The sequence below is a fragment of the Caulobacter sp. GW821-FHT10E02 genome (assembly GCF_059415225.1).
Window position 1 is genome coordinate 914,862 of the sequence record NZ_JBWKMV010000002.1, and the last position, 14,434, is coordinate 929,295.

The 14,434-nt window shown below is 68.0% G+C and carries 14 protein-coding genes; 8 read left to right on the top strand and 6 right to left on the bottom strand.

The window, feature by feature from the left end:
- Positions 1 to 4: 4 nt before the first annotated feature.
- From hslU to hslV, 3 genes are all read right to left on the bottom strand, one after another.
- Positions 5 to 1,300 (bottom strand): ATP-dependent protease ATPase subunit HslU, encoded by a 1,296-nt coding sequence (gene hslU / locus AC07NI_RS14180; RefSeq protein ID WP_494620081.1) that lies wholly within the window; start codon positions 1,298 to 1,300, stop codon positions 5 to 7.
- Entirely contained in the window at positions 1,297 to 2,097 is an 801-nt protein-coding gene (locus AC07NI_RS14185) for a DUF4440 domain-containing protein (protein WP_494620083.1), read from the bottom strand. Before AC07NI_RS14185 ends, hslU begins: the two co-directional genes overlap by 4 nt.
- Positions 2,098 to 2,164: 67 nt before the next feature.
- A complete protein-coding gene (gene hslV, locus AC07NI_RS14190; protein ID WP_494620085.1) occupies positions 2,165 to 2,764 on the bottom strand; it encodes an ATP-dependent protease subunit HslV in 600 nt (199 codons plus the stop codon).
- 5 nt (positions 2,765 to 2,769) lie between these two features.
- On the opposite strand from hslV, the gene AC07NI_RS14195 reads away from it, so the two are divergent.
- The 3 genes from AC07NI_RS14195 (at position 2,770) to scpC (ending at position 6,101) form a co-directional block, all read left to right on the top strand.
- On the top strand, positions 2,770 to 3,507 hold the full coding sequence (locus AC07NI_RS14195; protein WP_494620087.1) for a HesA/MoeB/ThiF family protein: 738 nt from the start codon (positions 2,770 to 2,772) through the stop codon (positions 3,505 to 3,507).
- A gap of 58 nt (positions 3,508 to 3,565) precedes the next feature.
- The gene (locus AC07NI_RS14200) at positions 3,566 to 4,528 is read left to right on the top strand and encodes an alpha/beta fold hydrolase (protein ID WP_494620089.1); all 963 of its coding nucleotides are present in this window, start codon (positions 3,566 to 3,568) and stop codon (positions 4,526 to 4,528) included.
- A gap of 64 nt (positions 4,529 to 4,592) precedes the next feature.
- A complete protein-coding gene (scpC, locus tag AC07NI_RS14205; protein WP_494620091.1) occupies positions 4,593 to 6,101 on the top strand; it encodes a succinyl-CoA:acetate CoA-transferase ScpC in 1,509 nt (502 codons plus the stop codon).
- Here the strand turns inward: scpC and AC07NI_RS14210 are convergent.
- Positions 6,098 to 7,084, bottom strand: a complete 987-nt coding sequence (locus AC07NI_RS14210) for a 2-hydroxyacid dehydrogenase (RefSeq protein WP_494620093.1) — start codon at positions 7,082 to 7,084, stop codon at positions 6,098 to 6,100. The two genes, scpC and AC07NI_RS14210, sit on opposite strands and share 4 nt — an antisense overlap.
- A gap of 72 nt (positions 7,085 to 7,156) precedes the next feature.
- Here AC07NI_RS14210 and AC07NI_RS14215 point away from each other — a divergent pair, with 72 nt between their 5' ends.
- From AC07NI_RS14215 to AC07NI_RS14235, 5 genes are all read left to right on the top strand, one after another.
- Positions 7,157 to 7,696 carry an SH3 domain-containing protein gene (locus AC07NI_RS14215; RefSeq protein WP_494620095.1) on the top strand — a complete coding sequence of 180 codons (540 nt, stop codon included), beginning with the start codon at positions 7,157 to 7,159 and terminating at the stop codon, positions 7,694 to 7,696.
- A 70-nt stretch (positions 7,697 to 7,766) separates the two neighbouring features.
- On the top strand, positions 7,767 to 8,282 hold the full coding sequence (gene fabA, locus AC07NI_RS14220) for a 3-hydroxyacyl-[acyl-carrier-protein] dehydratase FabA (RefSeq protein WP_494620097.1): 516 nt from the start codon (positions 7,767 to 7,769) through the stop codon (positions 8,280 to 8,282).
- Positions 8,283 to 8,353: 71 nt separating this feature from the next.
- Positions 8,354 to 9,568: a beta-ketoacyl-ACP synthase I gene (gene fabB, locus AC07NI_RS14225; protein WP_494620099.1), complete on the top strand. Its 1,215-nt coding sequence runs from the start codon at positions 8,354 to 8,356 to the stop codon at positions 9,566 to 9,568.
- A gap of 9 nt (positions 9,569 to 9,577) precedes the next feature.
- Positions 9,578 to 11,356: an O-linked N-acetylglucosamine transferase, SPINDLY family protein gene (locus AC07NI_RS14230; RefSeq protein ID WP_494620101.1), complete on the top strand. Its 1,779-nt coding sequence runs from the start codon at positions 9,578 to 9,580 to the stop codon at positions 11,354 to 11,356.
- Between the two features lie 64 nt (positions 11,357 to 11,420).
- A complete protein-coding gene (locus AC07NI_RS14235; RefSeq protein ID WP_492816078.1) occupies positions 11,421 to 12,236 on the top strand; it encodes an enoyl-ACP reductase FabI in 816 nt (271 codons plus the stop codon).
- A gap of 3 nt (positions 12,237 to 12,239) precedes the next feature.
- On the opposite strand, the gene AC07NI_RS14240 is transcribed toward AC07NI_RS14235, so the two are convergent.
- Together AC07NI_RS14240 and AC07NI_RS14245 are read right to left on the bottom strand one after the other, a co-directional pair.
- Positions 12,240 to 12,848 carry a TetR/AcrR family transcriptional regulator gene (locus tag AC07NI_RS14240; protein WP_494620104.1) on the bottom strand — a complete coding sequence of 203 codons (609 nt, stop codon included), beginning with the start codon at positions 12,846 to 12,848 and terminating at the stop codon, positions 12,240 to 12,242.
- Positions 12,848 to 14,425 carry a DHA2 family efflux MFS transporter permease subunit gene (locus AC07NI_RS14245; RefSeq protein ID WP_494620106.1) on the bottom strand — a complete coding sequence of 526 codons (1,578 nt, stop codon included), beginning with the start codon at positions 14,423 to 14,425 and terminating at the stop codon, positions 12,848 to 12,850. Before AC07NI_RS14245 ends, AC07NI_RS14240 begins: the two co-directional genes overlap by 1 nt.
- Positions 14,426 to 14,434: the final 9 nt, after the last annotated feature.

The window sequence follows — 14,434 nt, forward strand, 5'->3', positions numbered from 1 at the left end:
GTCCCTAGAGGATGAACCGGCTGAGGTCGGCGTTGGCCGCCAGGGCGCCGATGCGCTCCTGCACATAGGCCGCGTCGATCGCCACGGTCTCGCCGCTGCGGTCGGCCGCTGAGAAGCTGATCTCCTCGACCACCTTTTCCAGAATGGTCTGCAGGCGGCGGGCGCCGATGTTCTCGACCGAGTTGTTCACGGCCACGGCCGCGTCGGCCAGGGCGTCGATGGCCTCGTCGGTGAAGGTCAGGGTCACGCCCTCGGTCAGCATCAGGGCCTGATGCTGGCGGATCAGGTTGGCCTCCGGCTCGGTGAGGATGCGGCGCATGTCGTCGCGCGACAGGCCTTTCAGCTCGACGCGGATCGGCAGGCGGCCTTGCAGCTCGGGCAGCAGGTCCGACGGCTTGGCGACGTGGAAGGCGCCCGAGGCGATGAACAGGATATGGTCGGTCTTCACCGGCCCGTACTTGGTCGAGACCGTGGTGCCCTCGATCAGCGGCAGCAGGTCGCGCTGCACGCCTTCGCGGCTGACGTCCGCGCCCGAGCGCTGCGAGCTGCTGGCGACCTTGTCGATCTCGTCCAGGAAGACGATGCCGTGGTTCTCGGCCAGCTCCAGGGCTTCCTGGGTCAGCGCTTCCTGGTCCAGCAGCTTGTCGCTTTCCTCGGCGATCAGCGGGGTCCAGGCGGCGGCGACGGTGGTCTTGTGGGTCTTGGTGCGACCGCCGCCGAACGACTTCATCATCTCCGACAGGTTCAGCACCTGGGCGCCCGGCTGGCCGGGGATCTCGAAGCTGGCGCCGCCGCCGGTGTCGGCGAGGGTCAGTTCGATCTCCTTGTCGTCCAGCTCGCCGGCGCGCAGCTTCTTGCGGAAGCTGTCGCGGGCGGCGGTCGAGCCGGGACCGGTCATGGCGTCGAGGATGCGCTCCTCGGCGGCGGCTTCGGCCTTGGCCTTCACGGCGGCGCGGCGCTTGTCGCGGACCATGGCCAGGGCGCTCTCGACCAGGTCACGGACGATCTGGTCGACGTCGCGGCCGACATAGCCGACCTCGGTGAACTTGGTGGCCTCGACCTTGAGGAACGGAGCCTGGGCCAGTTTGGCCAGGCGGCGGGCGATCTCGGTCTTGCCGACGCCGGTGGGGCCGATCAGCAGGATGTTCTTGGGCGTTACCTCGTCACGCAGGTCGGCCGGCACGCGCCGGCGGCGCCAGCGGTTGCGCAGGGCGACGGCGACGGCCTTCTTGGCCTCGGCGTGACCGACGATGTAGCGGTCCAGTTCGGAAACGATCTCGCGGGGGGAAAACTCGGTCATCGGTCGTTGTTCAAGGTCTCGAAGATCAGGCGCCAGCCTTCCGGCCGCCTTTGCCAGACATGCATATAGTGCGCGGCGACGGGTTTTTGACCCTCCGTCCACGACGCTTCGCCATGGGTCCAGACGAAATCGCCCGCTTTGGACGCTCCACCGCCCCGCAAGGTGAGGTTCATGCTGGCCGGACGAGCCGCCAGACGCGGGGCCAGAGCGGTCGCCGGTTGAGTGCGCATTCCGCGTGGGCCCAGAAGGCGGGCGTCGTCGGACAACACCGCCTTGTAGGCCTCGGCAGGGTTCTGGAGCGCGGACTTGGCCAGGGCCGTTTCCGCGTTTCGTGCAGCGTTGAAGGCGTCCGTGGACGACAGCTTGGCCACCGGGCCGACGCTCGCCGGCGTCTCCGGCCCGGGAACCGAGGCGGCTTCGGCGACCGCGCCGCCGTCATAGACCCAGCGCCACGTCCCGTCGGTGTCCTTGCGCCAGATCGTAGCGAACCAGCCGCCGCGCTTGCCGTCGATCGCCCAGGGGCCGGTGGAGAGGCCCATGTCGCCGGACTTGGCCGCCACCACCCAGACCGGCCACCATTGCAGCTTCGGCTCGCCCTCGGCCGACTTGGCCTCGTACAGCGCCTTGGCGTTGGTGGCGGTGGGGCTGAAGACGATGGCGTCGTCGGCCATGTGCTTCAGGAACGAGCCTTTGATCCCCATCACCCCGCCATCGGCGGCGAAGGCGCGTTCGGCCGCCTCGATCTGGGCGGCGGGGGTCGTGGCGACGGATAGGGCAAGCAGAGCGGCAATGAGCATGGTTGGTCCTCCCGACCGCGATCAAGCGTCGCCGGGAGAGCCCTCGCACCTGTCTTGCGACGAAAGCCTACAGGGCTTCGACCGTCAGGTTGCCGTTGGTGTAGACGCAGATCTCGGCGGCGATCGCCATCGCCTTGCGGGCGATCGCTTCCGCCGAAAGGTCCTGGTCGATCAGCGCCTTGCCGGCCGCCAGGGCGTAGTTGCCGCCCGAGCCGATCGCGGCCACGGCGTTGCCGTCGGCGCTCTCGCCCGGCTCCAGCACGTCGCCGACGCCGGTGACGGTGTAGATGGCGGTCTTGTCGGCCACCAGCAGCATGGCTTCGAGCTTGCGCAGGTAGCGGTCGGTGCGCCAGTCCTTGGCCAGGTCCACGCAGGCGCGGGCCAGCTGGTCGGGATACTGTTCCAGCTTGGCTTCCAGGCGCTCGATGAGCGTGAAGGCGTCGGCCGTGGCGCCGGCGAAGCCCGCCACCACCTTGCCGCCGGCCAGTCGGCGCACCTTACGGGCGTTGCCCTTGACGACGGTTGGCCCCATGGAGACCTGTCCGTCGCCGGCGATCACGGTCTGACCGTTCTTGCGCACCGCCAGAATGGTCGTGCCGTGCCAGTCGGGGAAGGAAGTCGAGCTTTGCATGGCTTCGCATGTGGCGAGGCCGGGCCGGAGGGTCAAGCGCCATGAGTTTTTCGGCAAGCGAGGTGGAGCGCTACGCCCGCCACTTGGTGCTGCGCGAAGTGGGCGGTCCGGGCCAGCAGAAGCTGAAGGCCGCGCGGGTGCTGATGATCGGCGCTGGCGGCCTGGGCGCGCCAGCCGCGCTCTATCTGGCCGCCGCCGGGGTCGGGACGATCGGCCTCGTCGATCAGGACACCGTCTCGCTGTCGAACCTGCAGCGCCAGGTGCTGTACGCTACCGCCGATTTCGGCCGGCCCAAGGTCGAGGCGGCGGTCGAGCACCTGGCCGCCCTGAATCCGCACACCACGGTCGAAACCCATCCGGTATGGCTGGATGCGGACAATGCCGGCGACATCGTCGGCCGGTATGACCTCGTCCTGGACGGCACCGACGATTTCGCCACCCGCTTCGCCGTCAGCGACGCTTGCCTCGCCCACGGCAAGCCGCTGGTCAGTGGAGCCCTGGGCCGCTGGACGGGTCAGGTCGGGGTGTTCCACGGCAAGCCCTGCTATCGCTGCCTGGTGCCGGAGGTCCCACCGGACGCCGAGACCTGCTCGCTGGTCGGCGTGGTCGGCGCGCTTGCGGGGGTGATCGGATCAATGATGGCGCTGGAAACGATCAAGCTGATCGTCGGCGCGGGCGAGCCTTTGTCCGGCAAGCTGTTGATCTATGACGCCCTTTCGGCCGAGACCCGCACCGTGCGGATCGGGGCCGATCCCCATTGTCCGTCGTGCGGCGCTTGACGGCGAACGCCGTTCGCTCAAGGCTTGCCATCGATTTCATATCGTCGGGGAGGGCGGGATGAAGACGCTTCTGCGCGGCCTGGGCGTGGCCCTGGTCCTGATCGTCGTCCTGGCCACGGCCGGGTGGTTCCTGCTGCAGCGGCCGGACATACCCTACGCCACGCTGGAGCAGCGGTATGGCTATGCCGACAGCCAGTACATGGACCTGCCAGGCGGGGTGCGCGTGCACTATCGCGACCTCGGGCCGCGTGACGCGCCAGTGATCGTGCTGGTCCACGGCTTCGCGGCCTCGACCCACGCCTGGGACGGCTGGACCAAGACGCTATCGCGGACCTATCGCGTCGTGGTGCTCGACCTGCCGGGCCACGGCCTGACGCGGACGCCGGCGGGCTATGTCGTCCGATCGGATAGTTTCGAGGCGGTGGTCGACCAGGTCACCCAGCGCCTGGCGATCCCGCGCTTCACCCTAGGCGGCAATTCGATGGGCGGGCAGGTGGCCTGGACCTATGCGCTGGACCACCCCGATCGCGTCGAGCGTCTCGTCCTGGTCGACGCCGCCGGCTGGCCGCAGCGCGAGCGGGGCGGGGCCACGATCTTCAAGTTCATCAACCATCCGATCGGTCGGAAGGTATTGAAAGATATCGAGATCCGCCCGCTGATGACCCAGGGCCTGCGGGCGGCCTATATCGATCCCCAGCTGGTCACGCCGGCCCTGACCAACCGCTATGTCGACCTGGCGCGGGCCCCGGGCCATCGCGACATCCTGCTGGGCCAGAGGCCTCGGCGCGTGGCGACGGCCGCCGACCTGTCGGCTATCCACGTCCCGACCCTGGTGATGGTGGGCCAGGACGATCGGCTGATCCCGGCCGCCGACGGCGAGAAGTTCCACAAGGCCATACCGGGCGCGACCCTGATCCTCTATCCGGCCGTCGGCCACGTGCCGATGGAGCAGATCCCGGAGCGCTCGGTCGCCGACCTCGAGGCCTGGCTATCGGCGCATCCGGCGTCAAATCCACGTTGATCTCGATCAAGATTCCGCCCCGACGCCCGGGTTAGACCTCCTTCGCTTGGACGGAGGCGACGACATGAGCCGGATCGGACTGGACAGCCTGAAGGCCCGGATCATGCCGGCCGAGGCGGCGGCGCGGCTGATCGCGCCCGGCGAGACGGTGGGCATGAGCGGCTTCACCGGCTCGGGCTATCCCAAGGCTGTACCGATGGCGCTGGCTTCCCAGATCGAAGCGGCCCATGCGGCCGGCGACCCCTTCCGCCTGCGGGTCTGGACCGGGGCCTCGACCGGCCCGGAGCTGGACGGCGCCCTGGCCAAGGCCGACGGCATCGAGTTCCGCTTGCCCTACAACTCCGACCCCATCGCCCGCGACAAGATCAATCGCGGCGAGATGGACTATTTCGACATGCACCTGTCCCAGGTCGCGCCGATGGCTTGGCAGGGGTTCCTGGGCCCGCTCGACACGGCGATCATCGAGGTCAGCGGCGTCCGGCCCGACGGCTCGCTGATCCCGTCCTCGTCGGTGGGCAACAACAAGACCTGGATCGAGCGGGCCTCGAAGGTGATCCTGGAGGTCAATCGCTGGCAGAACCTGGCGCTGGAGGGGATGCACGACATCTACTATGGCACGGCCCTGCCGCCGAACCGCGTGCCGATCCCGCTGGTCCGCCCCGACGACCGCATCGGCGAGGCCTATTTCCGCTGCGATCCGGCGAAGATCGTCGCGGTGGTCGAGACCGACGCCCCCGACCGCAACCTGCCGTTCGACGCGCCGGCCGAGGATCACCGGGCCATCGCCGGCCATCTGCTGGAATTCTTCCGTCACGAGGTCGCGCGCGGCCGGCTGCCGGCGTCGCTGCTGCCGCTGCAGTCGGGCGTGGGCAATATCGCCAATGCGGTGATGTCGGGCCTGGTCGACGGGCCGTTCGACAACCTGACCGCCTATACCGAGGTGCTGCAGGACGGGATGCTGGAGCTGATGGAGTCCGGCAAGCTCTTGACCGCCTCGGCCACCGCCTTCTCGCTGAGCCCGGAAGCTGCTGCGACCCTGAACGCCGACATGGCCCGCTTCCGCGACCGGCTGGTGCTGCGGCCGCAGGAGATCAGCAACCACCCCGAATTGATCCGGCGCTTGGGCTGTATCGCCATGAACGGCATGATCGAGGCCGATATCCACGGGGCGGTGAACTCGACCCATCTGATGGGCTCGCGTATCCAGAACGGCATCGGCGGCAGCGGCGACTTCGCCCGCAACGCCTATGTCTCGATCTTCATGGCTCCCTCGACGGCCAAGGGCGGCAAGATCTCGACCATCGTCCCCAAGGCCCCGCACGTCGACCACATCAACCAGGACGTCCAGATCCTGGTCACCGAACAGGGCCTGGCAGACCTGCGCGGCCTCTCGCCCCGCCAGCGGGCCGAGGTCATCATCGAGAACTGCTCGCACCCGGACTACCGCCCGGCGCTGAAGGACTACTTGGCCAGAGCGCGACGAGACTCGTACGGCCAGCAGTCGCCGACGCTGCTGGCCGAGGCCTTCGCCTGGCACCAGCGGTTCATCGAGACCGGCTCGATGAAGCCCTAGAGCATCGACGGAATGACACGGTCCGGTGGCCGGTGGCCGTCCATGAAGGTCTTCACGTTGACGATGACCTTCTCACCCATGTCGATGCGGCCCTCGACCGTGGCCGAGCCCATGTGGGGCAGCAGCACGACATTGGGCAGCTTCAGGAGCTTGGGATTGATCGCGGGCTCGTGCTCGTAGACGTCGAGGCCCGCGCCGGCGATCTCGCCCTTGGCCAGCATGTTGGCCAGGGCGCCTTCGTCGATCACCTCGCCCCGGGCGGTGTTGACGATCACCGAATGCGGCCGCAGCAGCTTCAGCCGGCGGGCCGAAAGGAGGTGATAGGTGGCCGGGGTGTGCGGGCAGTTGACCGAGACGAAGTCCATCCGGGCCAGCATCTGGTCCAGGCTCTCCCAGTAGGTGGCCCCGACCTCCTCGGCGATGCGCGGGCTGACGGGCTTCCTGTTGTGATAGTGCACCTGCATGCCGAAGGCCTTGGCGCGCCGGGCCACGGCCTGGCCGATGCGGCCCATGCCGATGATCCCCAGGCGCTTGCCCCACAGGCGGCGGCCCAGCATCCAGGTCGGTGACCAGCCGTGGAAGCCGCCGGACTTGACCACTTCGGCGCCTTCGACGATCCGGCGCGAGGCGGCCATGATCAGGGTCATGGTCAGATCGGCGGTGTCTTCGGTGAGGACACCCGGGGTATTGGTGACGATGATGCCGCGCGCATTGGCCGTGGCGACGTCGATATTGTCGACACCGGCCCCGAAATTGGCGATCAGCTTGAGCCGATCGCCGGATCGCGACAGAAGGCGGGAGTCGATACGATCGGTGATCGTCGGCACCAGCACGTCGGCGCGGCCCATGGCGTCGACGAGTTCATCCGCCGTCAACGGTTTGTCGGAGACGTTCAGTTCGGTATCGAACAGTTCGCACATCCGCGTCTCCACCGGATCGGGGAGTTTGCGGGTGACGATGACTTTGAGCTTGCGGGCGGCCATGGGCGGTTTGAAAAGCTCTCACTGACGGGCGTTTGAAAGCTGTAGCAAAGGGGCCCGAGGGGGCCAAGCAACATGCCGTCGAAAACAGAACATCGTTCGCTTCTTGCCGTTCCTGGAGCAAGCCTCCTTGGGGCGATCAGCGTGCTGACGGCCGGACCGGCCTTGGCCGAAGGTCCGAAGATCACGCCGTCGGGGCTGGAGGTGCCGCGCTACGTCTCGCTGAAATATGCCGAGGTGAACGCGCGCAACGGCCCGGACGAGGCCCACCAGCTGCTGTGGATCTACCACGCCAAGGGCCTGCCGGTGCAGGTGGTGGCCGAGACGCGCGAGTGGCGGCGGATCTGCGATCCCGAAGGCGGGCTGGCCTGGGTGCACAAGCGCACCACCGACGGCCGCCGCTCGGCCATGCGGGTGCAGCCCAGCAACCTGGCCCTGCTGAACGCCCCCAAGGACGGGGCCAAGGTCAGCGCCTATCTGAAGGGCCGCTCGGTCGCCCAGCTCGACAAGTGCGAGAAGGGCTGGTGCAAGCTGCGCGCCGACGGATCCTCGGGATGGGCCAAGGAAAGCGACATCTGGGGCGCCGACCCGGCCGTTCAGTGCCGCAAGGGTTAGCGCGACCCTGGAACACCCCGCGACAGGGAAACGTTGAGACCTGACCCAACGCCGTGCTAGGGGCGTCTCCATGCAGAAGAACGCCTATACCTTCGAAGAACTCCTGGCTTGCGGCCGCGGCGACCTGTTCGGCCCCGGCAACGCCCAGCTGCCGGCCCCGCCGATGCTCATGTTCGACCGCATCGTCCGGATCGAATCCGACGGCGGCAAGTACGGCAAGGGCTATGTCGAAGCCGAGTTCGACATCAATCCGGACCTGTGGTTCTTCGGCTGCCACTTCATCGGCGACCCCGTCATGCCAGGCTGCCTGGGCCTGGACGCCATGTGGCAGCTGGTCGGCTTCTTCCTGGGCTGGTCGGGCGGTCCCGGCCGTGGCCGCGCCCTGGGCGTCGGCGAGGTGAAGTTCACCGGCCAGGTGACCCCGGACGTCAAGAAAGTCCTCTACAAGATCGACCTGAAGCGGGTGATCATGCGTAAGTTGGTCATGGGAATCGCCGATGGTGTCCTGGAAGCCGACGGCAAGCCCATCTACGAAACCAAGGACCTGAAGGTCGGGCTGTTCACGCCCGAACAGATGGCGTCCTGATCCGTTAGACGAGACTGGCCCTCGAGAGCCGGCCCCTATCGGGTCTCCTGGGGGAGAAGAGGATTTACGATATGCGTCGCGTCGTCGTCACCGGACTGGGGATCGTCTCGTCCATCGGCAACAACGCCAATGAGGTGTTGGCGTCCCTGCGGGAAGCCAAGTCCGGCATCGTGGCCGCGCCGGAGTATGCCGAGCGCGGTTTCCGCTGCCAGGTCCATGCCGCGCCCCAGATCGACTGGGAGTCGCTGGTCGACCGTCGCGCTGCCCGCTTCCTGTCGCCCGGCCTGGCCTATGCCCACATCGCCATGGAGCAGGCCATCGCCGACTCCGGGCTGGAAGAGGGCGAGATCTCCAACGAGCGCACCGGCCTGATCGTCGGTTCGGGCGGTCCTTCGACCAGCATCATCGTCCAGGCCGCGGCCACGACGATCGAGAAGGGTCCCAAGCGGATCGGTCCGTTCGCGGTGCCCAAGGCCATGAGCTCGGGCCCGTCGGCCGTGCTGTCGACCTGGTTCAAGATCAAGGGCATCAACTATTCGATCAGCTCGGCCTGCGCGACCAGCGCCCACTGCATCGGCGCGGGCGCCGAGCAGATCCAGCTGGGCAAGCAGGACGTGATCTTCGCCGGCGGCTGCGAGGAGCTGGACTGGACCCTGTCGAACCTGTTCGACGCCATGGGCGCCATGAGCAGCAACTTCAACGACACCCCGGCCGTGGCCAGCCGCGCCTATGACAAGGCCCGCGACGGCTTCGTGATCGCCGGCGGCGCCGGCGTCGTGGTGCTGGAAGAGTACGAGCACGCCAAGGCGCGCGGGGCCAAGATCTACGGCGAAGTCGTGGGCTATGCGGCCAATTCGGACGGCTACGACATGGTCGCCCCGTCGGGCGAGGGCGCGGCGCGCTGCATGCGCCTGGCCATGGCCGAGGCCGGCAACCGCGCCATCGACTATCTGAACCCGCACGGCACCTCGACCCCGGTCGGCGACAGCCGTGAGATGGGCGCGGTGCGCGACGTGTTCGGCGACAAGGCCCCGATGATCTCGTCGACCAAGTCGCTGACGGGCCACAGCCTGGGCGCGGCCGGCGCGCAGGAAGCCATCTACTCGATCCTGATGCTCAACAACGGCTTCGCGGCCGAGAGCGCCCACATCGAGGAGTTGGACCCCGAGTTCGCTGACCTGCCGATCCTGCAAAAGCGGGTCGACAAACAGCTGGAAACGGTGATGTCCAACAGCTTCGGCTTCGGCGGCACCAACGGCACGCTGATCTTCAGCCGCGCCGACTAAGGCGCGCGGGTGGCGACCGCCCGCGACGCCTTCGCCCTCTATCAGGCCGGCCGTCTGGCCGAGGCCGTCGCGCTGTGCGAGCGGCTGGTTGTCGAGGCGCCCAGCGTCGAGGCTTGGCACATCCTGGGCGTTTCGCGGCTGGGTTTGAACCAGGCCGAGGCCGCCTTGACGGCGCTTGACGCCGGCCTGGCGCTGGATGGCCGGCGTCCAGGCCTGTTGTCGGCGCGGGCCCTGGCCCTGACCGCCCTGAGGCGCGACGAGGCGGCGGTGGTCGCTGCGCGGGCGGCGCTCACAGCCGATCCTGATAACCCACCTGTTTTCAAGGCCTTGGCGGTGTCGCTCCAACGGCTCGGCGGCTTCGAGGAAGCGCTGGCGGTGCTGGATCGAGCGCCGCGTGAGCCGAGTGTCCTGGCCCAGCGCGCGGCGCTGAAGTCGCTGCTGAACCGCCCGGGCGAGGCGGCGCGGGACCTGGAGGCGCTGCTGGAGCTGGACCCGCTGCATCCAGGCCTCGCCGGCGACCTGATGTGGGCGCGCCGCCAGGTCTGCGACTGGAGCGAGGATGCGGCGCTGGACATGCTGGTCAAGGCCGACCTGAAGCTGGGCCGCCCCGCCATCGCGCCGTTCGCGGCCCTGGCGATCTTCGACATCCCGGTCCTGCACCGCCGCTGCGCCCAACTGACCGTGCCAAAACCCGGTCCGACGCCGGTATGGCCGGCCAGACCGGCGGGCGAGCGGATCCGCATCGCCTACCTCTCCTCCGACCTTCATGAGCACGCCACGGCGCGGCTTCTGGCCGGGGTTCTGGAGGCGCATGACCGGTCGCGGTTCGAGGTCTTCGCGGTGTCGTATGGCCCCGAGACCGGTGGTCCGATGCAGGCTCGACTGAAGGCCGCCTGTGAGCGTTGGATCGCGGCGCGAGGCCTGTCGGATGCCGCGATCGCTCTGAAGTGTCGCGAGCAAGGCATTGATATCGCGGTGGACTTGAAGGGCTACACCCAGGATGGCCGGCCGGGCGTCCTGGCTCATCGCGCCGCCCCGGTTCAGGTCAGCTGGCTGGGTTACCCGGGCACGCTTGGAGCCCATGCCGACGTGGTCCTGGCCGACGCCGTGACCCTCCCGCCGGGCGCGGAGTCCGACTGGTCCGAGGCGGTGGTGCGCCTGCCGCACTACCAGCCCAATGACGCCCTCGGACTGGTACTACCGCCGCCCAGCCGCGCTGAAGCCGGCCTGCCGGAGGGCGCGCCGGTGTTTTGCTGCTTCAACAACCCGGCCAAGATCACCCCGGAAGTGTTCGCGGCCTGGATGGCGATCCTGAAGGCCGCGCCGGAGGCGGTGCTGTGGCTCTATGCCGGCGCGCCGGGAGCAGCCGACAACCTGCGGGTCCACGCCGTCGCGGCCGGGGTCGCGCCCGAGCGTCTGGTCTTCGCCGAGCCGGTCCAGCACGACCAGCATCTGGCGCGTCATGTCCTGGCCGACCTCGTCCTCGACACTTGGCCCTACGGCGCCCACACTACCGCCAGCGACGCCCTGCGGATGGGCGTTCCGGTGCTGACCCTGCCGGGCAAGAGCTTCGCCAGCCGCGTCGGGGCCAGCCTTCTGACCGCGATCGGCATGCCCGAGCTGATCGCTGCGTCCGAGGCCGATTACGTCGCCAAGGCTGCCGCCCTGATAGCTGATCCGACCCTGAAAACCCGCGTCGCCGACGCCGTTCAGCGCTCGACCCTGTTCGATCCCGTGGCCTTCGCGCGGTCGCTGGAAGCGGCGTACGCGGACCTCCTGCGTCGCTGAAGGGTTCCGCGCGGCCTTCGCCCCTGCTAACCAGCGAACAACGACTTCAGAAGGGGCCCGACACATGGCCGACGATTACGCGTTCCCCAAGGGCGAGCTGATGCGGGGCAAGAAGGGCCTCGTCATGGGCGTGGCCAACCACAACTCCATCGCCTGGGGCATCGCCTCGCAGCTGGCCGCCCAGGGCGCCGAGATGATCTTCACCTACCAAGGTGAAGCCCTGGAGCGCCGCGTCCGGCCGCTGGCCGAGAGCATCGGCGTCACCACCCTGGTCCCGGCCGACGTCACCGACGACGCCTCGATGGACGCGGCCTTCGCCGCCATCGAGGAGAAGTTCGGCACGATCGACTTCGTCGTCCACTCGGTGGCCTTCGCCAACAAGGACGAGCTGAAGGGCTCGTTCGTGGACAACACCACCCGCGAAGGCTTCCTGACGGCCATGAACATCTCGGCCTTCAGCTTCGTGGACGTCGCCAAGCGCGCCTCCAAGCTGATGCCGAACGGCGGTTCGCTGATCACCATGACCTATCTGGGGTCGGAGCGGACCATCCCGAACTACAACACCATGGGCGTGGCCAAGGCCGCCCTGGAAGCGGCGACCCGCTACATCGCTCGTGACCTGGGCCCCAAGGGCATCCGCTGCAACGCCATCTCGGCCGGCGCTATGCGCACCCTGGCCCTGGCCGGCATCGCCGGCGGCCGCGGCATGATCGCCCAAGGCCGCGCGTTCTCGGCGATGAAGGAAGACACCTCGATGGAAGGCGTCGCGGGCGCGGCCCTGTGGCTGGTCTCCGACCTTGGCCTGTCGACCACGGGCGAAGTCGTCCACGTCGACGCCGGCTTCCACATGATGGGCATGCCGGACCAAGAAGAAGCCTAAGGCTTAGGGAGCATATGCTCTCATGAAACGGACGGCCGCCTCCCTCGCGAGGCGGCCGTATTCGTCTGGGGTCTTGTCCGACGGCAGGCGCAGCAGCGAGCGCAGCTGGCTGTGGCCCATGACCATGCCGGAGAAGAACTCCGCCGCCTGGTCGAAATCCTCGACCTTCATCCGGCCCAGCTCGGTCTCGGTCTGCAGGAAGGCCGCCAACTGCTTGCGGGCGCTCAAGGGGCCGGCCTCGAAGACCTCCTTGGCCACGTCGGGCATCTCGCCCGAGCCCAGCATGATCACCCGCATCATCGAGTAGCTCTTGGAGGTGATCACCGTCTCCAGCACCGAGCGGGCATAGGCCTCCAGCGCCTCGGTCGGGTTCTCGATGGCGCCCGGCTCGCGCAGCGAGGCGGTGATGGCCTCGACCCGGCGGTTCATCAGGGCCCGCATCAGCTCGGCCTTGGAGCCGTAGTGGTTATAGACCGTCTGCTTGGAGACCCCCGCGCGGCGGGCGATCTCCTCCATCGGTGCCGAGAGGCCGCGTTCGCCGATCACCTCGACGGCGGCGTCGAGGATGGCTTCGGTCTTGGCGACGTCGATCTGTCCGGCGACTCTGGGCATCAGTGAGCGTCCGATGGCGGCGGGGGAGCGTTCTTGACCGGCGCGGCCAGCAGCGACACGCCAGCGGCGACGAAGCAGCCGATGGCCAACAGGGTGAAGCTGTCGCCGAAGGCCAGCACTGTGGCCTGCTGCTGCAGCATGCCGCCAATGGCCTTGCGCGCCGCGCCGCCGGGGTCGGCGACGCCCTGCTGCTGCATCAGCGCCATGATCCCGTTCATCATCCCGGCCGTCGCGCCGCCCTGGGTCACCTTTGAGGAGAGGTCGTCGTAGTAGAGCGCCGTCTGCTGGGTGATCGAGGTGGCGAGCAGGGCGAGACCGATGGCCCCGCCGGTGTTGCGCGATAGGTTCACGAGGCCGGAGGCGTTCTTGACCATGTGCGGGGGCAGGGTGCTCATCGTGATCTGCTGGGTGGCGATCATGGCGATCATGACCCCGACGCCTCGGCAAGCCTGAACGCCGGCGAATTCCCAGAAACCCCAGTCCTTGGTCACGCCGTGAGCCATGTACATGCCCCAACCGGCCAGAAGGAAGCCGATGAACATCGGCACGCGTGGGTCGGTCTTGCGCACCAGGCGGCCGGCGATCGGCCCCGTGAGGAACATCGACAGGCCCGAGACGATCATCGTCGTGCCGACCTCTGACGCCGAATAGTGGCGCACCCGGCCCAGGAACTGCGGCAGCAGGAAGGTGCCGCCGAACAGACTGGCGCCCGACACGGCGGTCATCAGTACGCCCACCGAGAAGTTGCGATTGGCGAAGGCCCGCAGCTCGACGATCGGGTTCTTGTAGGTCAGCTGCCGCCAGATGAAGAGCCCGCCGCCGATCACGGCGGTCACGGTCAGCCACAGGATGCCGCTGTCGTCGAACCAGTCGTCCTTGGCGCCCTCTTCCAGCACGAACTGCATGCTCATCAGGAAGATCGCCATGACGATCAGCCCAAACCAGTCGAAGCCCTTGGAGAGGCTGGGATCGCCCTTGTCGAAATCGGCCCAGCGATAGACGCCGAACAGCACGATCAGGCCCGTCGGGACGTTGATGAAGAACAGCCAGCGCCAGCTCAGCGCTTCGGTCAGGTGGCCGCCCAGCGTGGGACCGACCGTCGGGGCCAGGGTGACGATCAGGCCCATGATCACGCTGGCGGTGATGCGGCGCTCGGGCGGGAAGGCGGTGAAGGCCACGGCGAACACCGTCGGGATCATCGCCCCGCCGATGAAGCCCTGCAGGGCCCGCGTCAGGATCATCATGTCGATGGACGAGGACAGGCCCGTCAGCACGCTCATGACGATGAAGCCGGTGCACGAGATCAGGTAGAGACGCTGGGTGCCCCACAGGCGCGACAGGTATCCCGAGAGCGGGATCATCACGACCTCGGGGATCAGGTAGGCGGTCTGGATCCAGCTGATCTGGTCGGTGCTGGCCCCGACCCCGGCCTGGATCTGCGGCAGCGACGCCGCCACGATCTGGATGTCGAGAATGGCCATGAACTGGCCGATGACCATCGCCCCGAAGCCGAGGAACAGCTTGGTCCAGTCGACTTGGGCAGGAGCGGCAGGAGCGGGTGCGACGGCGTCGGTCATGACCGGACG

Excerpts from the sequence above, each read along its gene's own strand:
- scpC (WP_494620091.1), top strand. The coding sequence starts at position 4,593 with ATGAGCCGGATCGGACTGGACAGCCTGAAGGCCCGGATCATGCCGGCC.
- AC07NI_RS14195 (WP_494620087.1), top strand. The coding sequence starts at position 2,770 with ATGAGTTTTTCGGCAAGCGAGGTGGAGCGCTACGCCCGCCACTTGGTG.
- AC07NI_RS14215 (WP_494620095.1), top strand. The coding sequence starts at position 7,157 with ATGCCGTCGAAAACAGAACATCGTTCGCTTCTTGCCGTTCCTGGAGCA.
- fabA (WP_494620097.1), top strand. The coding sequence starts at position 7,767 with ATGCAGAAGAACGCCTATACCTTCGAAGAACTCCTGGCTTGCGGCCGC.
- AC07NI_RS14185 (WP_494620083.1), bottom strand. The coding sequence starts at position 2,097 with ATGCTCATTGCCGCTCTGCTTGCCCTATCCGTCGCCACGACCCCCGCC.
- AC07NI_RS14240 (WP_494620104.1), bottom strand. The coding sequence starts at position 12,848 with ATGCCCAGAGTCGCCGGACAGATCGACGTCGCCAAGACCGAAGCCATC.
- hslU (WP_494620081.1), bottom strand. The coding sequence starts at position 1,300 with ATGACCGAGTTTTCCCCCCGCGAGATCGTTTCCGAACTGGACCGCTAC.
- AC07NI_RS14245 (WP_494620106.1), bottom strand. The coding sequence starts at position 14,425 with ATGACCGACGCCGTCGCACCCGCTCCTGCCGCTCCTGCCCAAGTCGAC.
- AC07NI_RS14235 (WP_492816078.1), top strand. The coding sequence starts at position 11,421 with ATGGCCGACGATTACGCGTTCCCCAAGGGCGAGCTGATGCGGGGCAAG.
- AC07NI_RS14210 (WP_494620093.1), bottom strand. The coding sequence starts at position 7,084 with ATGGCCGCCCGCAAGCTCAAAGTCATCGTCACCCGCAAACTCCCCGAT.
- fabB (WP_494620099.1), top strand. The coding sequence starts at position 8,354 with ATGCGTCGCGTCGTCGTCACCGGACTGGGGATCGTCTCGTCCATCGGC.
- AC07NI_RS14200 (WP_494620089.1), top strand. The coding sequence starts at position 3,566 with ATGAAGACGCTTCTGCGCGGCCTGGGCGTGGCCCTGGTCCTGATCGTC.